Origin of the sequence: Thiomicrorhabdus sp. ZW0627, assembly GCF_029767005.1 — a bacterium.
GTDB lineage: Bacteria > Pseudomonadota > Gammaproteobacteria > Thiomicrospirales > Thiomicrospiraceae > Thiomicrorhabdus.
On sequence record NZ_JARUQR010000002.1, the window covers coordinates 209,436 to 232,617 of the forward strand.

18 protein-coding genes are annotated in these 23,182 nt (G+C 48.7%); 14 read left to right on the plus strand and 4 right to left on the minus strand.

The annotated features are described in order from the left end of the window. The first annotated feature begins 276 nt into the window (after positions 1-276). From QCB45_RS07250 to QCB45_RS07305, 12 genes are all read left to right on the plus strand, one after another. Positions 277-1,692 (plus strand): CmpA/NrtA family ABC transporter substrate-binding protein, encoded by a 1,416-nt coding sequence (locus QCB45_RS07250; RefSeq protein ID WP_279420207.1) that lies wholly within the window; start codon positions 277-279, stop codon positions 1,690-1,692. A gap of 81 nt (positions 1,693-1,773) precedes the next feature. Continuing rightward, complete coding sequence (locus QCB45_RS07255; protein WP_279420208.1) at positions 1,774-2,772, plus strand: ABC transporter permease; 999 nt, start codon at positions 1,774-1,776, stop codon at positions 2,770-2,772. Positions 2,773-2,804: 32 nt separating this feature from the next. Then, positions 2,805-3,599, plus strand: coding sequence for an ABC transporter ATP-binding protein (locus QCB45_RS07260; RefSeq protein ID WP_279420209.1), 795 nt, complete (start codon positions 2,805-2,807; stop codon positions 3,597-3,599). A gap of 251 nt (positions 3,600-3,850) precedes the next feature. Further along, positions 3,851-5,077 carry an FAD-dependent oxidoreductase gene (locus QCB45_RS07265; RefSeq protein WP_279420210.1) on the plus strand — a complete coding sequence of 409 codons (1,227 nt, stop codon included), beginning with the start codon at positions 3,851-3,853 and terminating at the stop codon, positions 5,075-5,077. Next, positions 5,074-7,614, plus strand: a complete 2,541-nt coding sequence (nirB, locus tag QCB45_RS07270; protein WP_279420211.1) for a nitrite reductase large subunit NirB — start codon at positions 5,074-5,076, stop codon at positions 7,612-7,614. Before QCB45_RS07265 ends, nirB begins: the two co-directional genes overlap by 4 nt. 21 nt (positions 7,615-7,635) lie before the next feature. After that, positions 7,636-7,959: a nitrite reductase small subunit NirD gene (gene nirD / locus QCB45_RS07275; protein ID WP_279420212.1), complete on the plus strand. Its 324-nt coding sequence runs from the start codon at positions 7,636-7,638 to the stop codon at positions 7,957-7,959. A gap of 17 nt (positions 7,960-7,976) precedes the next feature. Further along, entirely contained in the window at positions 7,977-10,667 is a 2,691-nt protein-coding gene (locus QCB45_RS07280) for a nitrate reductase (RefSeq protein WP_279420213.1), read from the plus strand. A 40-nt stretch (positions 10,668-10,707) separates the two neighbouring features. Further along, positions 10,708-12,159, plus strand: a complete 1,452-nt coding sequence (cysG, locus tag QCB45_RS07285) for a siroheme synthase CysG (RefSeq protein WP_279420214.1) — start codon at positions 10,708-10,710, stop codon at positions 12,157-12,159. Next, the gene (locus tag QCB45_RS07290; RefSeq protein ID WP_279420215.1) at positions 12,156-13,181 is read left to right on the plus strand and encodes a glycosyl transferase family protein; all 1,026 of its coding nucleotides are present in this window, start codon (positions 12,156-12,158) and stop codon (positions 13,179-13,181) included. The genes cysG and QCB45_RS07290 overlap by 4 nt, the downstream gene beginning before the upstream one ends. Continuing rightward, the gene (locus tag QCB45_RS07295; protein ID WP_279420217.1) at positions 13,175-14,401 is read left to right on the plus strand and encodes a molybdopterin molybdotransferase MoeA; all 1,227 of its coding nucleotides are present in this window, start codon (positions 13,175-13,177) and stop codon (positions 14,399-14,401) included. The genes QCB45_RS07290 and QCB45_RS07295 overlap by 7 nt, the downstream gene beginning before the upstream one ends. Continuing rightward, positions 14,398-14,967, plus strand: coding sequence for an NTP transferase domain-containing protein (locus tag QCB45_RS07300; RefSeq protein ID WP_279420218.1), 570 nt, complete (start codon positions 14,398-14,400; stop codon positions 14,965-14,967). The genes QCB45_RS07295 and QCB45_RS07300 overlap by 4 nt, the downstream gene beginning before the upstream one ends. Before the next feature lie 76 nt (positions 14,968-15,043). After that, entirely contained in the window at positions 15,044-15,268 is a 225-nt protein-coding gene (locus tag QCB45_RS07305; protein WP_279420219.1) for a GDCCVxC domain-containing (seleno)protein, read from the plus strand. Between the two features lie 23 nt (positions 15,269-15,291). Here QCB45_RS07305 and QCB45_RS07310 read toward each other — a convergent pair whose 3' ends face one another. Then, positions 15,292-15,624, minus strand: coding sequence for a hypothetical protein (locus QCB45_RS07310; RefSeq protein WP_279420220.1), 333 nt, complete (start codon positions 15,622-15,624; stop codon positions 15,292-15,294). Between the two features lie 245 nt (positions 15,625-15,869). Between QCB45_RS07310 and QCB45_RS07315 the strand changes: the two genes are divergently transcribed. Next, a complete protein-coding gene (locus QCB45_RS07315) occupies positions 15,870-16,400 on the plus strand; it encodes a DUF3087 domain-containing protein (protein ID WP_279420221.1) in 531 nt (176 codons plus the stop codon). A 49-nt stretch (positions 16,401-16,449) separates the two neighbouring features. Here the strand turns inward: QCB45_RS07315 and QCB45_RS07320 are convergent, their stop codons facing one another. Both QCB45_RS07320 and QCB45_RS07325 read right to left on the minus strand, forming a co-directional pair. Then, a complete protein-coding gene (locus QCB45_RS07320; RefSeq protein ID WP_279420222.1) occupies positions 16,450-18,942 on the minus strand; it encodes an FtsX-like permease family protein in 2,493 nt (830 codons plus the stop codon). After that, positions 18,939-19,655: an ABC transporter ATP-binding protein gene (locus QCB45_RS07325; RefSeq protein WP_279420223.1), complete on the minus strand. Its 717-nt coding sequence runs from the start codon at positions 19,653-19,655 to the stop codon at positions 18,939-18,941. The genes QCB45_RS07320 and QCB45_RS07325 overlap by 4 nt, the downstream gene beginning before the upstream one ends. Here QCB45_RS07325 and QCB45_RS07330 point away from each other — a divergent pair. After that, complete coding sequence (locus QCB45_RS07330; RefSeq protein ID WP_279420224.1) at positions 19,644-20,318, plus strand: arylesterase; 675 nt, start codon at positions 19,644-19,646, stop codon at positions 20,316-20,318. The genes QCB45_RS07325 and QCB45_RS07330 overlap by 12 nt on opposite strands. A 33-nt stretch (positions 20,319-20,351) precedes the next feature. On the opposite strand, the gene QCB45_RS07335 is transcribed toward QCB45_RS07330, so the two are convergent. Next, positions 20,352-22,961, minus strand: a complete 2,610-nt coding sequence (locus QCB45_RS07335; protein WP_279420225.1) for a methyl-accepting chemotaxis protein — start codon at positions 22,959-22,961, stop codon at positions 20,352-20,354. Positions 22,962-23,182 lie beyond the last annotated feature (221 nt).

Below are 23,182 nucleotides of genomic sequence, written 5' to 3' on the forward strand. Positions count from 1 at the left end.
ATATTGTTTTTATGTTGTGCGTGTTTAGAGAAAAAATGCTTTTATGAAATGGTATGTTTTTATTTAACATTATGATTTTTAATCAAAATTAATTTTTTGGAATGGTATTTTCTTTATATTTGCTAAATTCCATATAGAGTGTAGACGCTCACAGAGTCCTTAGTCAGGGGGCTTTGTGGGCGTTTTTTTTTGCCTGCAATTTACGCTCTGGCAGGGATGAGGATGGAATAAGGGTATTTATCAGCAATGTGTCTCCAAAAAATGAAGGAAAAACCTATGTCGTCAAATCCTGTAACCAAAAAATTAAGCAGACGAAATTTTTTTAGAAAAACGAGTCTGGCATTGGCAACCAGTTTGTCCCTATCTATGGCGAGTTATGCTCCCGTTGTTTATTCCGCTAGCGAATTAGGCTATCCGGAAAAAGAAGATCTAAAATTCGGTTTTATCAAATTGACAGATATGGCGCCTCTAGCCATTGCCTACGAGAAAGGTTACTTCGAAGATGAAGGGCTATATGTTCAGCTTGAAGCACAAGCAAACTGGAAAGTCTTGTTGGATAGAGTGATTGACGGTCAGTTGGACGGCGCACATATGCTGGCCGGACAGCCGATCGCCGCGACCATCGGCTATGGTACCAAAGCGAATGTCATTACTCCGATTTCAATGGATTTAAATGGTAATGCAATCACGGTTTCCAATAAAACCTGGGAACAAATGAAATCCCACGTTGAAATGAGTGACGGCAAGCCTAAGCATCCGATTAGTGCAGCGGCTTTGAAGCCGGTGATCCAAGAGTACAAAAACAACGGAAAGCCTTTCAAGATGGGAATGGTTTTTCCGGTTTCGACTCATAACTATGAACTGCGCTACTGGTTGGCGGCCGGTGGTTTGAATCCTGGGTACTATGCACCGGATAAAGGGGATACGGCGGGAACAATCGATGCGGATGTTCTTTTGTCTGTCACGCCTCCTCCACAAATGCCGGCAACCATGGAAGCCGGAACCATCGAAGGTTATTGTGTGGGTGAACCTTGGAACCAACAAGCGGTTTTCAAAGGTATCGGTGTGCCGGTCATTTCCGATAACTCGATCCAAAAAAACAATCCGGAAAAAGTTTTCGGGTTGCGTGAAGATTTTTACGAGAAATATCCAAATACGACCATTCGTATCGTAAAGGCTATGATCCGTGCCGCTTATTGGTTGGATGAGCAAAACAACAAGAACCGCTCGGATGCGGTGAAAATTCTATCCAAGCCTAATTATGTCGGCGCTGATTATAAGGTTATTGCCAATTCCATGACTGGTACTTTCGAATATGAGAAGGGGGATAAGCGTTCGGAACCGGATTTCAACGTTTTCTTCCGTTACAACGCAACCTACCCATATTATTCGGATGCGATTTGGTACATGACTCAAATGCGTCGATGGGGACAAATCTCTCAGGGTCAATCGGATGACTGGTATAAAAACATGGCGAAAAAAGTGTATCGTCCGGACATTTATAAGCAAGCGGTTGAAGCATTGATTGCCGACGGTACTTTTAAGAAATCCGATTTTGCCGAAGTTTACAACACTGACGGTTTCCGTGGTGTGCAGAACGACTTCATGGATGGAATCCCTTATGACGGACAACATCCGAATGACTATATTGATAGTATGAAAATCGGTTTGAAAGGCAATCAGGAATTATAACTTTTCACTCATGTCTGGTTCGAGCCCTTCGGGCTCGGCCAGGCCTTTGTGAAATTTGAATGGAAATGGAAGGAAGTTTGTATGAATCCTTTAAAGTGGGCTTTTATCGAGCCTTTTTATAAGTTGGCTATCGGCGAAGACCGAAAGGGGCAGATCAATTTATTGATTCGCGCAATTGGTTTGCCTTTAGCCGGTATCCTGGTTTTTCTGCTCTTATGGCAGGGGGCGGCGTCTAATATAAATACATCGCTCGGACAGTTTCCGGGGCCGGTTCAAACCTTTGAACAGTTCCAGAATCTGGAAGCCGAAGCGGAAGAAGCTGCGGTCAAAGAAGAGCGTTTTTATAAGCGTCAGGAAGAACGTAATGCACGTAAACTGGAAAGAGATCCGGACGCGGAAATCAGGGTGCGTGATTATGTCGGGCCTCCTACCTTCTTTGATCAGATCGGGCGTAGTTTGGTTACGGTGATGAGTGGCTTTATTTTGGCCTCGGTGATTGCGATTCCTTTGGGTATTTTGATCGGTTTGAGTAACAGCGCTTATGCTGCGTTCAATCCATTGATTCAGATTTTTAAACCTGTTTCGCCTTTGGCCTGGTTGCCCTTGGTGACTATGGTGGTTTCGGCACTTTATGTGACGGATGACCCTATGTTCGACAAAGCCTTTTTAAACTCCATGTTTACTGTCATGTTGTGTTGTTTATGGCCGACCATTATCAACACCGCTGCGGGTGTGGCGACAGTGACTCAAGACTTGAAAAACGTCAGCCGTGTTTTAAACCTTAATTGGTGGACGCATGTTCGTAAGATCGTTTTGCCTTGCTCTATCCCTATGATGTTTACCGGATTGAGAATCTCTTTGGGTATTGCCTGGATGGTTTTGATTGCGGCGGAAATGTTGGCGCAAAATCCCGGTTTGGGGAAATTCGTTTGGGATGAATTTCAAAATGGAAGCTCGGATTCTTTAGGGCGCATAATGGTAGCGGTCATCGTTATCGGGATTGTTGGGTTCTTATTGGATCGAGGCATGATGCTACTGCAAAAAGTCGTATCTTGGGATAAAACGGCGGATATTCGCTAGCCGTATTAACTAAAATTTTGGGAGTAAAATTCATGTCAGAATGCCATTTAGAATTAACCAATGTCGGTATTGAATTTCCGACGCCGAAAGGGCCGTTTCGAGCTCTGAGAGAAGTGGATTTAAAGATCGATAAAGGGGAATTCATTTCCTTAATTGGCCACTCTGGATGCGGGAAATCGACTGTTTTGAACATCGTGGCGGGTTTGTATGAAGCGACTGAGGGCGGTGTCTTGTTAAACGGTAAGGAAGTCAGTTCTCCAGGTCCGGAAAGAGCGGTCGTCTTTCAAAACCATTCGTTGTTACCTTGGCTGACCGCTTATGAAAATGTCGAGTTGGCGGTGGATCAGGTATTCAAAAAGCAGAAATCCTCTGCAGAGAAAAGGGAATGGATCGAGCACAATTTGAAATTGGTGCATATGGATCATGCCATGCATAAGCGTCCGGACGAAATTTCCGGTGGTATGAAACAAAGGGTGGGGATTGCCAGAGCCTTGGCCATGCAACCGGAAGTGATGTTGATGGATGAGCCGTTTGGCGCTTTGGATGCTCTGACTCGTGCGCACTTGCAGGATTCATTGATGGAAATTCAAAAAGAATTGAATAACACGGTCATTATGATCACGCACGATGTGGATGAGGCAGTGCTTTTGTCTGACCGTATCGTCATGATGACGAACGGCCCGGCCGCGACGATCGGCGAGATTCTGAAAGTCGAACTGCCGCATCCGCGTGACCGTTTGGCTCTGGCCGATGATCCTCAATATAACCATTACCGGTCTGAGGTGTTGCGTTTCCTATATGAAAAGCAGCGCAAGGTGGATCACTAATTGCACTTGTTTGCCTCTTTTTTATAACTTTTGGTGCAATTTTAATTTTACTGATTTAATCGGAATGCATTAACTTATTGAAAAGTAAGTGAAAATTATTTTTTAAAAGTTGGCATTCAAATTGTTATAACAAACTTACAATTTAATTTGATCTGTTGTTGGGTCCGGATATTTCCATAAAAGTATTTTTATGGGAAGCTAGGCCTAATCGACTGTCTGGACCCTGCATCTTCAATCTAAGGAAGTGCAAAATGAGTCAAAAACTCGTTTTAATTGGTTCAGGCATGGTCGGCGCCCGTTTTCTCGAGCGTCTTCTGCAGCAAGCCCCCGGTCAATATGACATTCGCGTCTTCAATAAAGAACCGTATGGGGGATACAATCGCATTATGCTTTCTCCTGTATTGGCGGGCGAAACGCAACTTTCCGATATTATGACCCATGGACCTGAGTGGTTTCATGCGCATCAAATTCAACTGCATACTAATTGTGAAATCGTTGAAATAGACACGGAAGCCCAGCAGGTTTATACCACTGACGGCGAATCCTATCCTTATGACAAATTAGTCATGGCGACCGGTTCGGAAGCCGCCATTCTGCCTGTTCCGGGAGCTGAATTGAATGGCGTAACCGGCTTTCGCAGTATCTCCGATGTTAATCGTTTGATGTCTTTATCCCAGTCTCACCGTCGTGCCGTGGTGATTGGAGGAGGGCTTTTAGGCTTGGAAGCCGCCAACGGCCTTTTACAGCAAGGTATGGACGTTACCGTTGTGCACCGTAATCCAGTGTTGATGAATACTCAGCTTGATGAGGTGGCGGGTCAGCTATTGTTGGAATCCCTGCAAGATAAAGGTCTGTGTTTTGAGTTGGGGGCGAATACCCGTTGCATCTTAGGTCATAAATCGGTGTCCGGTGTTTTATTGGAGAACGGCCGTTTATTGCCGGCCGATCTGGTCGTGATGGCAGTCGGCATTCGTCCTAATATTCGTTTGGGACAAAAAATCGGTCTACAAAGTCAACGTGCTTTGGTAGTGAACGAACAGTTGCAAACTTCATCACCGAATATCTATGCCTTGGGGGAATGTGTCGAATTTTCCGGCCAGACTTTCGGTCTGGTAGCACCTCTATACGAACAGGCTGAGGTTCTAGCCGCCCATTTAGCAGGCAAAAAAGCCGCTTACCGTTTGAGCGAAACAGCAACCAAACTCAAGGTGAGTGGTATCGAATTATTTTCCGCCGGTAACTTCCAGGAAACCGAGCAAACCGAATCTATCGTCTTCAAAGATTTAAGTCGTCAAGTCTATCGCAAGATTGTGCTTTTGAATAACCGCATACAAGGGTTGATCGCCTATGGCAATGTCACGGGTTCCAAGTGGTTGTTTGAGCAATTGGAGCAGAAAAAGGACGTTGGCCCTTTTCGCAGTACTTTGGCTTTCGGTGAAGGGTTTGCGGCAGTCGAAACTATAGGAGCAAAAGCATGAAACAACGTATCGTCGTCATCGGCAATGGCATGGTAGGGCACAGCTTTATCGAAAAATTGGTCGCTAGTCCGCAAGGTCAGGATTTTGAAATTCATACTTTTTGTGAAGAACCTCGACTGGCTTATGACCGCGTTTATTTGTCGTCTTATTTTTCAGGTAAAACCGCGGAAGATCTGTCTCTGGTAAAACCCGGATTTTATGAACAAAACCAAATACAGGTCTATCTTGGTGACAAAGCCGTTTCAGTGGATACGGATCTGAAACAGGTGACTTCAGCCAAAGGAAAAGTCGTGGCCTATGATCAATTGATCATGGCAACCGGTTCTTATCCTTTTGTACCACCGATCAAGGGCAACGACCGTTCAGGCTGTCTGGTCTATCGCACGATTGAAGATTTGCAAGCCATTCAAGCTTCTGCCGAGAGGGGACGTGTAGGCGTAGTGGTCGGCGGCGGTTTGCTGGGACTGGAAGCGGCGAAAGCTTTGAACGATCTGGGACTGGAAACTCATGTCGTTGAATTTGCCCCTCGCCTGATGCCTGTGCAGTTGGACGACGGCGGTGCGGCGTTGTTGAAACGAAAAATTGAAAAATTGGGTGTAAAGGTTCACTGCTCAAAAGCGACCACCGAAATTATCGATGGCGAAAACTGTTTGAACAAGATGGTGTTTGCCGACGGTGAAGAACTGGAAACGGATATTGTGCTCTTCTCCGCCGGGATACGTCCAAGGGACGATCTGGCAAAAGAGATGGGCTTGGAATTAGGTCCGAGAGGCGGGATTGTCATAGACAATCAATGCCGTACTTCGATCCAGGACATTTTTGCCATAGGAGAGTGTGCGTTACATGACGGCATGATCTATGGTTTGGTGGCGCCTGGCTATGCCATGGCTCAGGCAGTGGTCGATCAGTTAAACGATGACAGTGCGGAATTTACCGGTGCGGACATGAGCACCAAACTCAAGTTAATGGGAGTGGATGTCGCATCGATCGGTGATCCGCACGGGACGGATGAAAACGCACTCTGTTATGTCTACGAGAACGGGCCGGAAGAGGTTTACAAAAAATTGGTTGTCAGTCCGGACGGCAAAAAACTGCTGGGCGCCGTCCTTGTCGGCGATGCCGAAGATTACGGCAATCTATTGCAGTTGAAGTTGAATGACATGGAATTGCCGGATCATCCGGATAGCCTGATCCTGCCAAGTCGGGACGGTGAGGCTTCTAGTTTATTCGGCCCGGAAGCTTTGCCGGAAACGGCACAGCTTTGTTCTTGCTATGACGTCTCCAAGGGCGATGTGATTCAAGCGGTTGAAAGTGGTTGCTGCACCATGGCCGATATCAAGTCTTGTACCCAAGCGGCAACCGGTTGTGGCGGTTGCGCCCAGTTGGTTTCCAATGTCCTGAATCATGAATTGTCAAAGCGCGGTCATGAGGTCAATACCGATATCTGTGAGCATTTCGCCCATACCCGCCAAGAGCTTTTCCATATCTGTCAGGTCGAAGAAATCAAAACGTTTGACGAACTCCTTCACAGTCACGGCAAAGGTCATGGCTGTGAAATCTGTAAACAGGCTTCCGGGAATATCTTCGCTTCTTTGTGGAACAGCTACGCCTTGGAAAAAGACAAAATCCCGTTACAGGATACCAACGACAACTACCTCGGCAACATGCAGAAAGACGGCACCTATTCGGTCATTCCGCGAGTGCCGGGAGGTGAGATTACACCGGACAAATTGATCGTGTTGGGAGAAGTGGCCAAGGAATACAAACTGTATACCAAGGTCAACGGCGGGCAGCGTATCGTACTTTTCGGAGCGCAAATGAACGATTTACCGGCCATTTGGCAGAAGTTGCTGGATGCCGGTTTCGAATCCGGACAGGCCTATGCCAAAGCCTTGCGTACGGTTAAATCCTGTGTCGGTTCAACATGGTGCCGTTATGGTCTGGACGATTCGGTCACCATGGCGATCGATATGGAAAATCGCTATAAGGGGCTGCGCGCACCGCACAAAATCAAAATGGGGGTTTCGGGCTGTACACGCGAATGTGCAGAGGCTCAAGCCAAGGATATCGGATTGATTTCCACAGAAAGTGGCTGGAATCTTTATGTTTGCGGTAACGGTGGTATGAAACCTCGTCATGCCGACCTGTTTGCCACGGAACTGACTCAAGAAGAGGTCTTCCGATATGTTGACCGTTTATTGATGTTCTATATCAAAACCGCTGACCGTCTGCAAAGAACCGCCACTTGGCTGGATAACCTGGAGGGAGGTTTGAGTTATTTACAACAGGTGGTGATTGAAGACAGTTTGGGAATCGGCGATGAACTGGAATCTCAAATGGCCTCTATCCGCGAATCTTACCAATGCGATTGGCAGAGAGCGATCAGTCAGCCCGAGTATCGTCAAAGATTCCGTTCTTTCGTCAATGTCGATTCGCCGGCACCGCAACTTTTCGTTCAGGAACGCGGACAAATCCGTCCGGCGACGGAGCAGGAAAAGCTGGACGGGATTGCCGTTGAAATCAGAGAAATCGCATAAGAATATTTGGGAGAGTTGCAGATGCAAGCATTTGAAAAAGTCTGTTCACTAAATGAACTGGTTGCAAATTCCGGTGTGGCCGCTTTGGTTAAAGGTCGTCAGATCGCCTTGTTTTATTTGGACGATCAAGTCTACGCCCTGGATAACTATGACCCGGCCGGTAAGGCTTACGTTTTGTCACGCGGCATGCTAGGCAGCTTGGGCGAAGCATTAGTGGTGGCTTCACCGTTGTATAAAGATCATTTCAATTTACAGACAGGACAGTGTCTGGAGAAACCGGAACTTTCGGTTGAGGTGTTTGACGCCAAGATCGAAGACGGGAATGTTTGGGTGAGCGTTGAGTGATCAACCGGGAGACAGCTATGAGTGAACAAATCAGCCCAATCAAAACCACTTGCCCTTATTGCGGTGTCGGTTGTGGTATCGAGATGCAGCCGAAAACGCAAAAGAATGAAATCGTTTGGCAAGCTTTGGGGGATAAGGTTCATCCTGCGAATTACGGCAAGCTCTGTGTGAAAGGGTCTTCGGTAGGCGAGACGCTCAGCTTTTCAGGGCGCATGCTGGCCCCGCAGGTTCACGGCAAAGCGGTGGATTGGGAAGAGGCAATTACTTTCGTTGCCGATGGGTTTCGTAAGGTGATTGCCGAGCATGGTCCTGATGCGGTGGCTTTTTATGTATCCGGTCAATTATTGACCGAGGATTATTATGTCGCCAACAAGCTGCTAAAGGGGTTTATCGGTACGGCGAATATCGATACCAACTCCCGTCTATGCATGGCGTCTGCGGTCGTGGGCTACAAGCGTGCTTTCGGTGCCGATGCCGTGCCTTGTTCCTATGAAGATTTGGAACTGGCGGATTTGGTGGTGTTGGTGGGCTCCAATGCGGCGTGGGCTCATCCCATCGTTTACCAGCGTTTGGTTGCCGCCAAAAAAGAACGTCCTCAGATGAAAGTGGTGGTTATCGATCCTCGCCGTACCGCGACCTGTGATTTGGCCGATTTACATTTGCCGTTAAAACCGGGAACCGATGCCGCTTTATTCAACGGTCTTTTGTCTTATTTGGTTGCCTCGGGCTCTGTCGATTCCGATTTTATCGCCGAACATACCGAAGGCTTTAAAGAAGCCTGTGAGATGGCACAAGCTGAATTGGGTACCTTGTCGGCGGTTGCGGCCACCTGTGAATTGGATGAAGCCGATCTATTAACCTTTTTTCAATGGACGGTACAGCTCGACAGGATGGTGACGCTTTATTCGCAAGGCGTGAACCAGTCTTCTTCCGGCGTGGATAAATCCAATGCCATTATTAACTGCCATTTGGCGACCGGCCGAATCGGTCGTCCGGGTATGGGACCTTTTTCGATCACCGGGCAGCCGAACGCCATGGGCGGGCGCGAAGTGGGCGGCCTGGCGAACCAGCTGGCAGCCCATATGGATTTCTCTTCTGCGGAAGACATCGACCGTGTAGCACGTTTTTGGCAAGCACGAAATATGGCTCAACAAAACGGCCTGAAAGCGGTAGATATGTTTCAGGCGGTTGCCGAAGGCAAGATCAAGGCTATTTGGATTATCAATACCAATCCGGTCGTATCCATGCCGGAAGCGGACAAGGTGAAAGCCGCGTTACAGGCTTGCGGTTTGGTGGTGGTGTCGGATTGCATGCAGAACACGGATACAACCGAAGTCGCGGATGTACTTCTTCCCGCATTAACCTGGGGAGAAACGGACGGCATGGTAACCAATTCGGATAGAACAATTTCACGACAAAGACGTTTCATCGACGGGCCCGAATTGGCGCGTTCCGATTGGTGGATGCTGACACAGGTCGCTAAAAAATTAGGGTTCGCAGACGCTTTTGACTATCAAACTCCGGCGGATATTTTTCGGGAACATGCTGAGCTGTCCGGTTTCGAAAACGACGGTAAACGCGACTTTGATATTTCTGCCCTGGCAATGATTTCCAATGAAGAGTACGGCGCATTCAGTCCAATGGCTTGGCCGATCAATGAACGGTTCCCCAAAGGCTGTAAACGAATGTTTGCCGATGGGCAATTTTATACCCCGAATCGCAAGGCAAGATTTATCGCGATACAGCCGAGACTGCCACAAAACCCGACTTCCGAAACTTATCCACTGATTTTAAATACCGGGCGCATTCGCGATCAGTGGCACACCATGACGCGGACGGCGAAAACCGCAAAATTAATGGCGCATATCGACGAACCTTTCATTCAAGTGCATCCGTTGGATGCAGAAAAATATGGCGTAACAGAGGGATGCCTGGCAAGAGTTCATAACGATCTAGGCGCTTTTGTCGGACGGGTGGTTGTCGATGCAGGGCAAAGACAAGGCAGTCTGTTTGTGCCGATGCACTGGACGGCGCAATACGCCAGTCAGGCGCGAGCGGATGTATTGGTGAATGCGACGACCGATCCTTTGTCCGGTCAGCCGGAATCCAAGCACAGCCCAGTCGCCCTTGAGGCTTACGATGTGCAGTGGCAGGGATTTGCATTGAGTCGGGCTGAATTGGAAACGTCGGATTTCGATTACTGGATCAAAATCAAAGGCAAATCGTATTTCCATTATGAATTGGCCGGTAAAAACCTTCTAAAAAATGACCAGGCCTGGTCGAAATTGGCGAATTTTGATCAGAATTTAGAGGGTTTGGAAAAGGTCGAATATCAAGACGAAGCCACCGGCACCAGACGTGTGGCCTGGTTGAAAGACGGTCAATTGGAGTTGGTGGTGTTCGTCAGTGAACAACAGGCTTTGCCCGGACGTCACTGGTTGGGCGGCTTGTTTTCTAAGCAAACGTTGGAAGCGAGAGAAAGATTTTATTTGTTGGCGGGACAAGCATCGGGTGCCAAAGATGAAGGACGCACCATTTGTTCTTGTTTCAGTGTCGGTTTGAATACATTGGTGGAGGCCATTCATTCACAAAGGCTCTCCAATGTGGAAGCGATCGGCCAAGCCTTGAAAGCGGGTACGAATTGCGGAAGCTGCATACCGGAATTAACCGAGATTTTAGATCAAGAGCTGCATGTGGAATTGCATTAATCACGTTCGCCCGACGGGGTCGGGGATGGAGGAAAAAGTTATGGATTATTTACCGATTTTCGTCAAGATTCAAAATCAACCTTGTTTGGTCGTTGGCGGCGGTGTCGTGGCGGCGCGTAAGGCAGATCTGTTTATCCAGGCGGGTGCCGAAGTGACCGTGATTGCCCCCGAGTTGAAGAATGAAATGAAGCGCCATTTGGCGCAGGGCAAAGTGACCTGGTTGCAGGAAACCTTTTCACCGGATCGGATGAGCATGTTGCCTCAGCCTAAATACGTGATTGCGGCGACAGATGATCAAGCTGTGAACCAGGCGGTTCATGCCTACTGTCAGCAAGCGCAAATTCCATTGAATGTGGCGGATCAAACGGAATACTGCGAATTCATTTTACCGGCGATTGTGGATCGTTCTCCAATGACGATTGCGGTCTCCACCGGGGGGCGTTCACCCATTTTATCGAGGGTGATGAAAGCGCGTTTGGAAACATTGATTCCTGCGGGAATCGGAGGTTTAACCGACCTGGTAGGGCGTTATCGCGACAAGGTGAAGGCGGCTTTTGCCAAAGCGGACGACCGCAAAGCCTTTTGGGAAAATGTGTTGCAAAGCAGTTTTGTTGACCAGGCGGCAAGAGGTGAAGTCGAGGTCGCTGAAAAACAATTGCAGCAAGCGTTACAAAAAGCAGATGAAGGCATGCCTTCGCAAGGTGAAGTTTATTTGATCGGCGCCGGTCCGGGGGATCCGGATCTGATGACTTTTAAAGGATTGCGTTTATTGCAACAGGCGGACGTGGTGGTCTATGACCGTCTGGTGGCTCCGGAAATCCTGGATATGGCGCGTCGTGAAGCGGAACGTATTTATGTCGGTAAAAAAGACCGCTGGCATGCCGTGCCGCAGCACCGTATTAGCCAAATGTTGTTGGAGCTGGCACAGCAGGGTAAAAGGGTGGCGCGCTTGAAAGGCGGCGACCCTTATATCTTCGGGCGTGGTGCCGAAGAAGTGGAACTGTTGGCGGAACACAATGTGCCTTTTACCGTCGTGCCGGGCATCACCGCGGCGGCTGGTTGTGCTGCTTACGCCGATTTCCCTCTGACGCATAGGGACTATGCGCATTCGGTCAGTTTTGTAACCGGACATCAGAAGTCGGGCGACGCCGAAATCGATTATGCGCGTTTGGCGCAATCAGGTGACACCATGGTGTTTTATATGGGGGTGAAAAAGGCGAAAGACATTCAGAATGGGTTGTTGACCGCCGGTATGGCTTCAGACACCCCGGCAGCGATTATTGAGAAGGGAACCCGTCCGGATCAAAAGGTGACGGTGATTAGTTTGGCCGATCTGGCGTCGACCATCGAGCAACAGAAAATCCAGCCGCCGGCTTTGATTGTGGTGGGTGAAGTCATCAAGGTCAGAGAAAGAATCCGTCATTTACAAGAACAGGCCGAAATCGCCGCAACCGGGAAGGACGATTATTTAAAGCAGCGGGTTGCGGTATGAACGATTCCGCGCGATTAACCCCTTTGGTCGGTTCGGCTGAAGATCATCCTTTCAGCGAGTATTTGCGAATCTTGGGTAAAGGGCCTAAGTCACGCCGTTCTTTAACCGAGGAAGAAACGCGCGGTGCCGTGCAGCATATTTTGCAGGGAACTGTGACCGATAAGCAATTGGGCGCTTTTCTATTGTTGATGCGCGCCAACGGGGAATCGCAGGAGGAGCTGGTCGGCATCGTGAGCCAGTTGCGTGAGTCTTTAGGCATGAACCGGATTACCGATGACCGTATCGATTTGGATTGGTCGGCTTATGCCGGCAAGTGGCGTTATCCGCCTTATTTTCTGCTGTCGATAAAGCTGTTGGCCGAAGCCGGGTATCGTATTTTGCTGCACGGCGATATGGGGCAGTTCCAAAATCGCCAATATGTGGAATCTTTTCTGCAGCCATTGGGTTTTTCATCCGCTGCGTCTTTGAACGAAGCTCGGGATTTATTACAAGAACCGAATTTGGTTTATCTGCCGTTAAGTGTGATTTCGCCAAAATTGAAGGAGATTTTGCACCTCAAAGCGGAATTGGGCGTCAGAACGGTCTTCAACACGGCCGTGAAGTTATTGAACCCTCTGAATGCACAGGCCTCGATTCAAGGGATATTTCATAAAGGGGTTGAAGATTTGCATCACGCGGCGGCCGAGAGCATGAAAACGCCGAAGAACCTGGTGTTTAAAGGCGAAGGTGGGGAGGCGGAGATACGCCCCGATGCCTTGACGCATTTGTATTTTACCGAGAAGGGAAAAGCTCAGTTATCCGACCTGACAGCAGGCGCTTTGATAGATAGGCAGGAGCGTCCTAAACAGTGGCTGCAACAGGATTTATTGGCCTTGTGGCAGGGCGAGCTGGAGGATACTTATGGATATCATGCCGTGATCGGTTCGGCCGGAGCGGCTCTGATGCTGTTGGAGGATGTCTCCTATGGGGAAGGAGTGCAGAAAGCCCGGGAATTGTGGGAAAGGAGAAGCTTGAAATGTTGAAAAGAAACTTGGAATCCTTCGCGGAATTTGACGAGGTTTTCGACTGGCTGATGGCTCAGGCACAAACGAGGACGGAAACCGAAAGCGTCGCTTTGAGCAAAGCTTTGGGCAGAGTGTTGGCCGAGCCGGTTTATTCTCCTATGGCAATGCCACCTTGGCGTCAGGCTGCCATGGACGGCTATGCGTATGCGACGGGAAGCGATGAAGAATGGTTGGGTATAAATCGTCATGTCTATGCAGGCGATGTGTTGAATGATATCGGCGATGAAGGTTTGAACGAGGCGGTCGCGATTATGACCGGCGCCCCGGTTCCTGATCATTTGGATGCCATTTTGCCGGTTGAAAAATCTTTCGTACAACGCCGGATTCTCAGCCAGGGTGAATCCCGGGAATTTTTATTAAAGCCGGAACAAACCCAGGTGGGGAAACATATTCGCGAAGCCGGTTCGGAGATTGCCAAGGAGCAGCTTTTATTGCCAAAGGGGCAGAAAATAGGCGCAAGGGAATTGGCTTTATTGGCTTCCGTGGGGGTGACGGAAGTTAAGGTGTCGTCTTTAATGAAAGTGGTTTTGTTAACCACAGGGAATGAATTGGTTGCCGTTGGTGACAGCTTAAGCGCCGGGCAAATTCATGAATCCAATTCCTGGTTGATTTCTGCTCTGTGCCAATCGTTGCCGGTAGAAATGCTTGCGGTTGAGCATCTTGCCGATGATGAAGCGACCACACGGGAAAAGATCGAGCATTGGGGCGATAGGGTCGATGCCGTTTTAACCATAGGGGGAGCGTCGAAAGGGGAAAAAGACCAGATTAAAAGTTTTTTAAAACGGCAGCCAAATTCACGTGTTTGGCAATTGAATATGAAACCCGCCAAACCGTTTTCAACGACTCAACTGAAACGCGCTCGACTCATTGCCCTGCCGGGTAATCCTTTGGCGGCGTTTATGAGTTTTCAGCTTCTGGTTAAGCCTTTTTTTTACAAACTTTCGGGACTGAAGTGGCAGTCGCCATCGCAAAAAATGCGTCTGATAAGCCCGTTTAAGAATTTGTCCGAGAAAGTGGAATGGCTGCAAGTGGCGATTTCAGATCAGGGGTTGGAAATCCTTAACGCCAGAGAACTTGGCCAACTGGTTTGTTTAACCCGGGCGGACGGTTATATCCGGGTCAATCCTAAACAGACCTGTCAGGTTGGTGATTGGATCGAATTCTGGAGTTATTCATGATTGGTCTGGTGATTTTGGCCGGGGGAGAAGGTAAGCGCATGGGCGGCCAGGATAAGGGCTGGTGTCGATATAACGGTAAACCGTTTATTGAATGCGTATTGGATGAAGTTGAGCGGTCTTCGATTCCGGTGAAGGTCGTTATCAGCGCGAACCGTAATTTGGAGCAGTATCGTAAGTTGGGGGTTCCGGTGATCTCTGATCTTCGTGAAGGCTATTACGGTCCTTTGGCCGGATTGGAGGCGGCGTTGTCTTTTGGTGTGGAGCACAATATTGAACGCTGGATTACCTGGCCGGTAGATTGTTTGGCGCTGGATTGCGATTATCCGGGCTTGATGGGGGAAATTTCAGGTGACCAAACCGCCGTGCTGTCAAAGCAGGAAAAGCTGGAGTTCGCCCATCTTTCCGTGAGCGTGAATAAATTAGACTCGTTATCCGAATACTTGAATCATAGCAACCGCTCCATTCGAGGGTGGTTGAAAGAGGAAAAGTCGTTGATTCGGGAGTGGAATAAACCTTTGACCCATGCGTTCAATGTTAATTCAACTCAACAATCTTTATCGTTATAGTATTCGTGAAAGAATCATGGAAATAGAAATTCATGGACCTTGGAAACCTTATGAAGGCCCCTATTAGGAGTGCGATATGAGTAATGTGATCCTGGAATCTACGGTAACTTGCCCTGAGTGCAGGCATCAAGAAAACGAGCGGATGCCCACGGATGCTTGCCAGTGGTTTTATGAGTGTAAGGCCTGCGGTTCTCTATTGAAACCTAAAAAAGGAGATTGCTGTGTCTTTTGTTCTTACGGTTCTGTCCCGTGTCCTCCCATTCAGAACGATACGCCATGCTGTTCGGGACATGGCACTTAATTACAATGCAGGATGACTGGAAACTAGAGAAACTTACCTAACTCTTCAACTAAAGTTGTCCGTTCATTCTCAAGATCTTCAAGCTTTTGGTAATCACCTTCTGATGCATGATTAAGAATAATTGCCCTTAGCGGTCGAATGGATTCGTGATCAATTTGATGTAGTCTATCTTTTATGATTTCGGCTCTATTTTGAGTGCCGGAAGCGCTGGGAGTACTTGAAGACTTTGTCTTATATTTACGATAAATTACTTCCCATTCTTCATAGGCGACTTCCTGCCATTTAGCAAGAGCAAGGTGAGCTTGGCTTTCATGCAGGCTGTAAGGTTCGCCTAGGTGATCTATGTAAAATTTCATTACTAAATCTCCTTATGTGCTGTTCGCTATGAGGGAGCTAATAGGACGTCTATTAGATAGTAGTATAGAATCAATAGTAGATAAGTATCAACTTGATTAAAGCTATAGACACCAGCGATTGTTATACCAATACGAGCAAGAACAACTCCTCTATAGTAGTTCTCTGACTAACAGGCCGTTTCAATGTTAATATATCTGCCGTTTAATCGTTTAGCTATAAAGATCAGTGCTATAGGGAGTGTTGGATGTTTGAAATCGAAGAGATGGAGCCGGAAGTCTATCGCCGCCAGACGCGTAAATCGACTTTGATTATCATGGCGATTTTCATTGTTATCGGTTTGGTTATGGCGACCTCGTTTGTGGAGTGGTTCGGTGAATATTCGAACAATCATCTGGTCTTGAATTTCATCGGCGCATTCGTGGGACTGGTGATTACCGGGTTTGTCGTGAAGTGGTTTTTCGTCAACAGTCCGTGGATGCGTGAGGCGATGTACGGCTGGCGTTTAAAGCGCAGTCTGATGCACGTCACCAACCGTTTGCGACCACTTAAGGAAGCGGCAGAGAACGGCGATGTGGAAGCGATGAAAATCCTACGTTTTTATCATTTAGGTCTGGAGCAGATGCACCGTCTGGAAGACAACAGCCACGCTCTGATCGACCTTTTGGCGGAAAAACGCGAGCTGGAAGAGAAGATGAAAGCGTTGGATCTTGACCTGAACCAGACTCGTTTCGATCCTGAGTGGGTGGCGCCGTATCCTAACGAAACACAGCACTGATTTACGACTTTCAAAAACCGGACAGGCCTGTCCGGTTTGTTTTTAAAGCCTAGAGCTGATTCAAGTAGAGTTTGAGTTGTTGCGGGCTTTTCCTCAAGAAGCTGTACTGGGTTAGAAGCCCGATGACCAGCAGTAATCCACTTCCAAGAACAATACTCAATAACCATAGATCCGGATTCAAAGTCGGTTCGGTCTTGAGCATGAAATGGCTGATCAGCAGGCTGGCCACTTGTGCAAAACTGGCGGCCAACACACCTGCTAAACCTCCTAGAAGTACAAACTCCGTTAAACCGATTTTGACGATCTGGTTGGTTCTCGCACCGAGAGTTCGAAGCAGCAGCCAGCTTTGAACCCGTGCCTGCTGGCTTGCCAGAGTGGCGGTGAACAGCACGCCGATGCTCGCCAGCAGGGTAAAACCGTAAAGTCCGGTCACCGCCCAGCTCGCCTGGCGCATGATGTCTTGAATCTGTTTCATGATCTGACGCACATCGATTAACAGCACGCCCGGCGTTTTTTCCGCAAAGGTCTTGGTCAGTTCGCTCACCGGATTAGCATGGGTTGTTTCGTCAGTACCGTTCAGGTGGAAGTTGCCGATGTAGGAGATGGGCAGGTAGCGTTGAGCGACCGGTTCCAGAATGAAAAAGAAGTTCAACTGAAAGCTCTGCCACTCGACTTTTCTAAGACTGCTGACTTGATAATCAAAGTTCTGCCCGGCAAAGTTGAATGTCAGAATATCACCCGGCTGAATATGGAACAGTTCTGCAATGCCTTCTTCGACCGAAACGGTTGGCAGGGTCAGTTTTGACGAATCAATCGCTTTGACCACCTCGTTGTGACTCGGGATTTTTTCAAGAATGGCGACGTTGGATTCGCGTTCCAGCAAACGGCGCGCCCGGTCTTCCTGCTGCTCGGAAGCCAGAAGCGGTTTATGGTTGACGGCCGTTACCCGTCCACGCGCCATCGGCACCAGTTCGGGATAAAGTTTCTCGCTCGCCAGAATGTCGGTAACCTGTTGTTCCTGGTCGGGTTGGATGTTCATCACAAAGGTGTTGGGCGTATTGGCCGGTAAGGAGGCCTGCCAGTTTTGCAACAAGTCCTGGCGCACGAAGGTCATCAGCATCAGTACAAACAGCACCATGCCGACCGATACCAATTGGATTTTCACCAGGCCTGGTTCTTTGAGCAGGTTGGAAAGTGCAATGCGGAACCAGCCCTTGCTGTTGGTCTGCAAGGCGGCCATGACTTTCAGAAGTCCGAAAGCCACCCCAAGCAGAGCGACGCTGATGGCCACAAGACCAAGCAGAATCCAAGTAATGGACTTTAGCCCCAACATCAGGCTGATCAGAACCAGCAATAAGGCAAAACTGATGAACCAATGGATGCCGTTCGGGGTTCTCGGAACCGATTTTAGTATCTGCATCGGAGCGGTCTGCACCGCGGTTTGGAATGCCTGCCAGGCAAAACTCCACAGCACCAGCATGCCGCTGATGAATCCGCTCAGCATCGCCGGCCAGGCATCGGCAACCACCAGCGGTTGAAAGTAGTGTCCGACAAGCGGGTGCAGTAATACTGACAGTCCATAACCTAACAGAACACCAATCAAACTGCTGGAAAGGGCGATCCAACTTAGTTGCATTGCAAACAAACGTTGCATCTTGGCGTTGTCGGCGCCCAGTGCGCGAAGCAACGCCATACTGTTTTGCCAGCGGTTGAGATAGAAGCGGCTGGCGATCAGAATCGACATACCAGCTACCAGAACGGCGGAAAGGGCGGACAGGTCAAGGAACAGCCAGGCGGTCTGCATCGATTGTTCCAGATCCTCGGTCGGCGATTGTGCCGAAAGAATCTGCCAGTGCGGGTTTTCCTGTTGAGAGAGCAGCTTGGAAAAACGCTTGATTTGCTTTTGGTCTCCGATGACGTACAGCTCATAGCTGGCACGGCTGCCGGGGCCGATCAGTTTGGTTTGATTGAACGTGTCGATCGGTATCAGCACTTGAGGTGCGAAACCGCCCATCGGCGCCAGAGTCTGTTGATTAAGCACGCTACCCGCCAGACGGGTTTTGATTTGCCCTAATGTAATTTCGCTGTCGGGAGTCAGTCCCATCAGGCCGATCAGTTTCGGTTCCACCCAGACACGATTTTCTTGTAGAGCATGGAACGGTAGGTCGTCGGTCTGTTTGATTTCGCCTCTAAGCGGGTAGTTGTCCGTGACGCCTTTCAGATTGACCAGTTGAAAACGGTCGTTACTTAAGGCCATGGTGACCACAGATGTGGATTGGGCGGTTTTAAGCCCCATACCTTCCGCTTGAGATTTCCATTTGGCGTCAATCGGTCGGCTACTGCGGATCACCAGATCCGCGCCCAGCGATTCGGATGCTTTGCGCAACATACTTTGTTGAACGGTTTCACCGAGCTGCTTGACCAAGGTGACGGTCATACTGGCGATGACGACGGCCAGAATCAGCCATACCCAATCGCCTTTTTTGAGGCTTCTCAGAAACCACTTGGAGGCGGTGAGGCTTTCAAGCCAGAGCTGTTTCATGACGACACATCCGACGGTTCGGTTGTTTGTTCGTCCAAATGACCGTGGGTAAGGTGCATGACTCTCCGGCATTTACGAGCGAAACTCATGTCGTGAGTGACCAGAACCAGTGTGGTTTTCAGATCGTTGTTGAGTTCGAACAGCAAGTTTTGGATTTGCAGTGCGGTCTCTTCATCCAGGTTGCCGGTCGGTTCGTCGGCGAACAGTACTTTCGGTTCTGTGACAAAGGCGCGGGCGATGGCGACACGTTGCTGTTCACCGCCGGAAAGTTCGGCGGGGCGGTGATGGGCGCGATGACTCAAACCGACTTTTTCCAGCGCCTGCATGGCTTTTTGTTTGGCGTCGTCGATCTGGAACAGTTCAAGCGGCATGAGGATGTTTTCCAAAGCGGTCATGCTTGGCATCAACTGGAAGTTCTGGAAGATAAAACCGACCTGTTGGGCGCGGATTTGCGCGCGCTGATCTTCGGAACAGCTTTCCAGCGGTTTGCCTAAAAGATGGATGCTACCGCCGGTAGGCAGTTCGAGACCGGCCATTAAAGCCAATAAAGTGGATTTTCCCGATCCCGAGCGGCCGACGATGGCCAGCGTTTCTTCCGGCTGGACACTCAATGAGCAGGCTTTTATGATATCGAGTAACTCTTGATCAGAAGGAATTTGATAGTGCACATTTTGCAATTCGATAATCGGCTCGGAAGGGCTTTGCGTGTTCATTTTGGTTGGCTGTTCTGGGTTGTGGGAATCTGTCTCTATCCTAGTCTAACCGTAGCGCAACCGCAAGCAGTCAATCAGGCAGATTCCAAGCCGATAGTTTTGGTTCTGGGGGACAGTCTCAGCGCGGCTTACGGCATGGAGTCGGAACGGGGTTGGGTGTCTTTATTGCAGCAAGAACACAAAGGCCTTCAGGTGGTCAATGCCAGCATCAGCGGTGAAACCACTTCCGGCGGAAAACAGCGCCTTCCTGCTCTGATGAAGCAATACAGCCCGGACGTGTTGGTATTGGAGCTTGGTGCCAATGATGCACTGAGAGGGCAGGATTTGAACTCGACCAAACGTAATTTGCAAACGATGATTGATGCTTGTAAGACCCGTTCGGGAAATTGTGAAGTGGTGCTGTTGGGAATTCGTTTGCCGACCAACTATGGGCCTGCCTACGATCTGCAGTTACAGAAGATGTACGAGAGCTTGTCAAAAGAAACGGATGGAATCCGGTTTGATCCGTTCTTTATTGAAGACGTCGCTTTGGATCCGGATCTGATGCAATGGGACGGCCTGCATCCGAATGCCGAAGCCCAACCTGAAATTTTGAAAAGAGTGTGGCCTTTGATCGAACAGGCTTTGCAGGAGGCCGCCCGAAAGAACCGGACGGCCTCCTAAACCTTTAAAAGCGCGTAAGACTGAGTGATGTGACTAAGCGACAGCCTGGTTCGGAAGCAGTTTGATTTCCCCTTCTTCCAGAACCTTGAAGGCATTAACTGTGTTTTCCAGTCCTTTGACCTGATCGATGATATTGGTCGAGGTGCTGGCGATTTGTTCGACGAGCGCGGCGTTCTGTTGCGTCGCATTGTCGATGTTGTTGAGTGCGTGGCTGACCTCTTGAATGCCGTGATTCTGCTTCTGCAGGCTTTGGTTCATTTCCTCAACCATTTTGGATACCTCGGCGACCGCGTTCAGGTTCTCTTCGAAAGCCTGAGTGGTCAATTGACTCAACTTCAACCCGGTTTCGATCTTGCTCATGCTTGATTCCGATACCTGACGGATTTGTTTGGCCGCTTCGGCCGACTTCTGTGCCAGTGAACGAACTTCGCTGGCTACGACTGCAAAACCTCGACCGGCTTCACCGGCGCGCGCCGCTTCCACCGCTGCGTTCAGGGCCAACAGGTTGGTCTGGAAAGCAATGCTGTCGATGACACTGGTGATGTTGGCGATTTCGGAACTGGCGCTGAAGATGGATTGCATCGCCTGATCCATTTCAACAACCACTTCACTACCTTGTTGGATGGTCTGTTGCACGCCGTGACTCACTTTGTTCACTTCTACCGCCTGTTGCAACGATTGGGTGACACTTTGAGCCATCTGTTCCATGTTCTGGGCGGTGCTCTGAAGGGCGACGGCCTGGTCTTGAACGCGTTGGTTCAGATCCTGGTTACCGGCACTGATTTCCTCTACCCCGGAAACCGCGTCGATTGACGCCTGTTTGACGGTTTGCAGCATGTTGCTGATGCTTCCCGCCATTCGGTCCATATTGTTTTTCAGTTCGTTCAACTTACCGTTGAACTGGACGTCAGTGGTGAATGAGAAATCCCCTTGGCGGTAATTGTCCAGAATGCTGTTTTTGGTTTCGATGGAGTGTTCCAAGCTATCCAAGGATTCGTTCAAGTATTGTTTCAGGTAGGTGTATTCACCCGGAAGTTCCAGAGTGATACGCTGACTGAAGTCACCGTGCGTCATGGCCTGCATGACCTGAATGACAGAACCGATCGACTCTTTTTGAACTTGAATCGCCTGTTGCATATTCGCCATCACGTTGTGATAGTCTCCGTGGAAATCCTGAAGTTGGATTTCGGCATCCAGTTTTCCTTGTGCCAGGTCGGTACTGGCTTCATCGATCGCTTGGAAGGTCGAAACAATACGCTTTAAACTGCCGTTGAACGATTTTTCCAAGCTGTCCAGATCACCTTGGTATTCACCGACCATTCTGGCTGAGAACTGGCCTTCGGCCAACGCCTGACTGACTTGGGTGATTTCGCTGGTGGCTTTGACAACCGAATCCAGCAGGGTCTGGATGCTGGCACCCATCTCTGTTAATTCGTTGCGGCCGTAAGGCACTTCCCAGTTTTGATATGTACCGTTCTCGGCGATGTCCATGACTTGCTGCTTCATGCGTGAAAGCGGGGTGGTGATAGATTTGACCAGGAAGAAGTTCAAAATCAGCATGAACAACAATGCCATGGCACTCCCGATAGTCATCTGTGCGGTTTTGGAATCGCTGAGAAGGCTTAAGGCATTAATCAGGTCATTGGTCTGCTGGTCGGTTTTTTGGGTTGCTTCATGCAACAACTCGTTTGTTTTGGCAGATAGTTCGCTGATGGTCTGATTGTTTTTCGATTCGGTCTGGATATAGTCTTTCATGTCATTAAAAGACTCGTAGTAGCCGTCCCAGCCGGAACTGACTTCCGAGAAGGTATCCTGGTTAATGAAATCCGAAGAGAAGTGGTCGCCAAGATCTTCGAACAATTCGCTACTGGAATCTCCCAAGCCTTTATCGTCGAAGTTCTTTTTAAGGGATGTGTCTCCTGATGAGATCATTTTGAACAATGTCGATTGCGAGATGTTCAAGCGTTTCAGAATCTCTTTTAGCTGATCTTTAGTTTCTTCTTCCAGGTCTTCGATGGCCAGAAGTGTTTTGATGTTGTTCTGGATTTTTTCAGCACTTGGTTCGATACCGTATTCCAGGGTTTCCTGAATCTGCTGTTTCAGGAATACTGAGGAGTTAGCGGACTTTTTCAAATTCATCAATAGCACGTCCATTGCATCGACGTCGAGTACACTGGCGGTCTGTTCGACAGGTTGTTCCGATGACGCTTCGGTTGGCTGTGCGTTATCGGCTGCCGGTTGCACTTCACCTTGGTTGGTTTCCGTTGGAGCATTTTGCGGCTGGGCTTGTCCTGCGTCTGTCGCTTCGACAGGTGTAGCTTCCTCGGTTGCTTCGCCAAGATTCTTAAGCGATAGGTTAAGGGCTTTCAGTTCGTCGATTTGGAGGTTAAAGCTTTCGTTGTCTTCCTTGCTCATGCTGCGAATGTATTTATTCATTTGCAGTGATGTCGTTGAAAACTTTGTCTGGAACTGGGCAATTTTAGCGGTTTGTGTACGCTGAATTTCAGATAGGTTGTGTGCGCCAACGTTGACTTCCGTAAAAGCCAGGCGCGCTGAGATGAACACGGCGGTGAGAAATAATAGACCGATAAATAGGTTGATCCATAATCTTTTCTGAATGGAAAGATTCTCTAATAAGCGCATTCCGCATTTCCTTGTATCAATGTGTTAGTCCCGCACAGTTTAATCCTATTTTATGACAGTAAAATGAAATAGCACGGCGTGAAGTTCGGATTGTGATTCTTATGCTAGGACTCTGAATGGATTGGAAAATCTATTGTTTTGATGAGGTTTTGTGTGGTGTAAATAAAAAATTCATTTATAATTCAAAATCACCTTATTTTATTGAATTGAAACAAATCTAT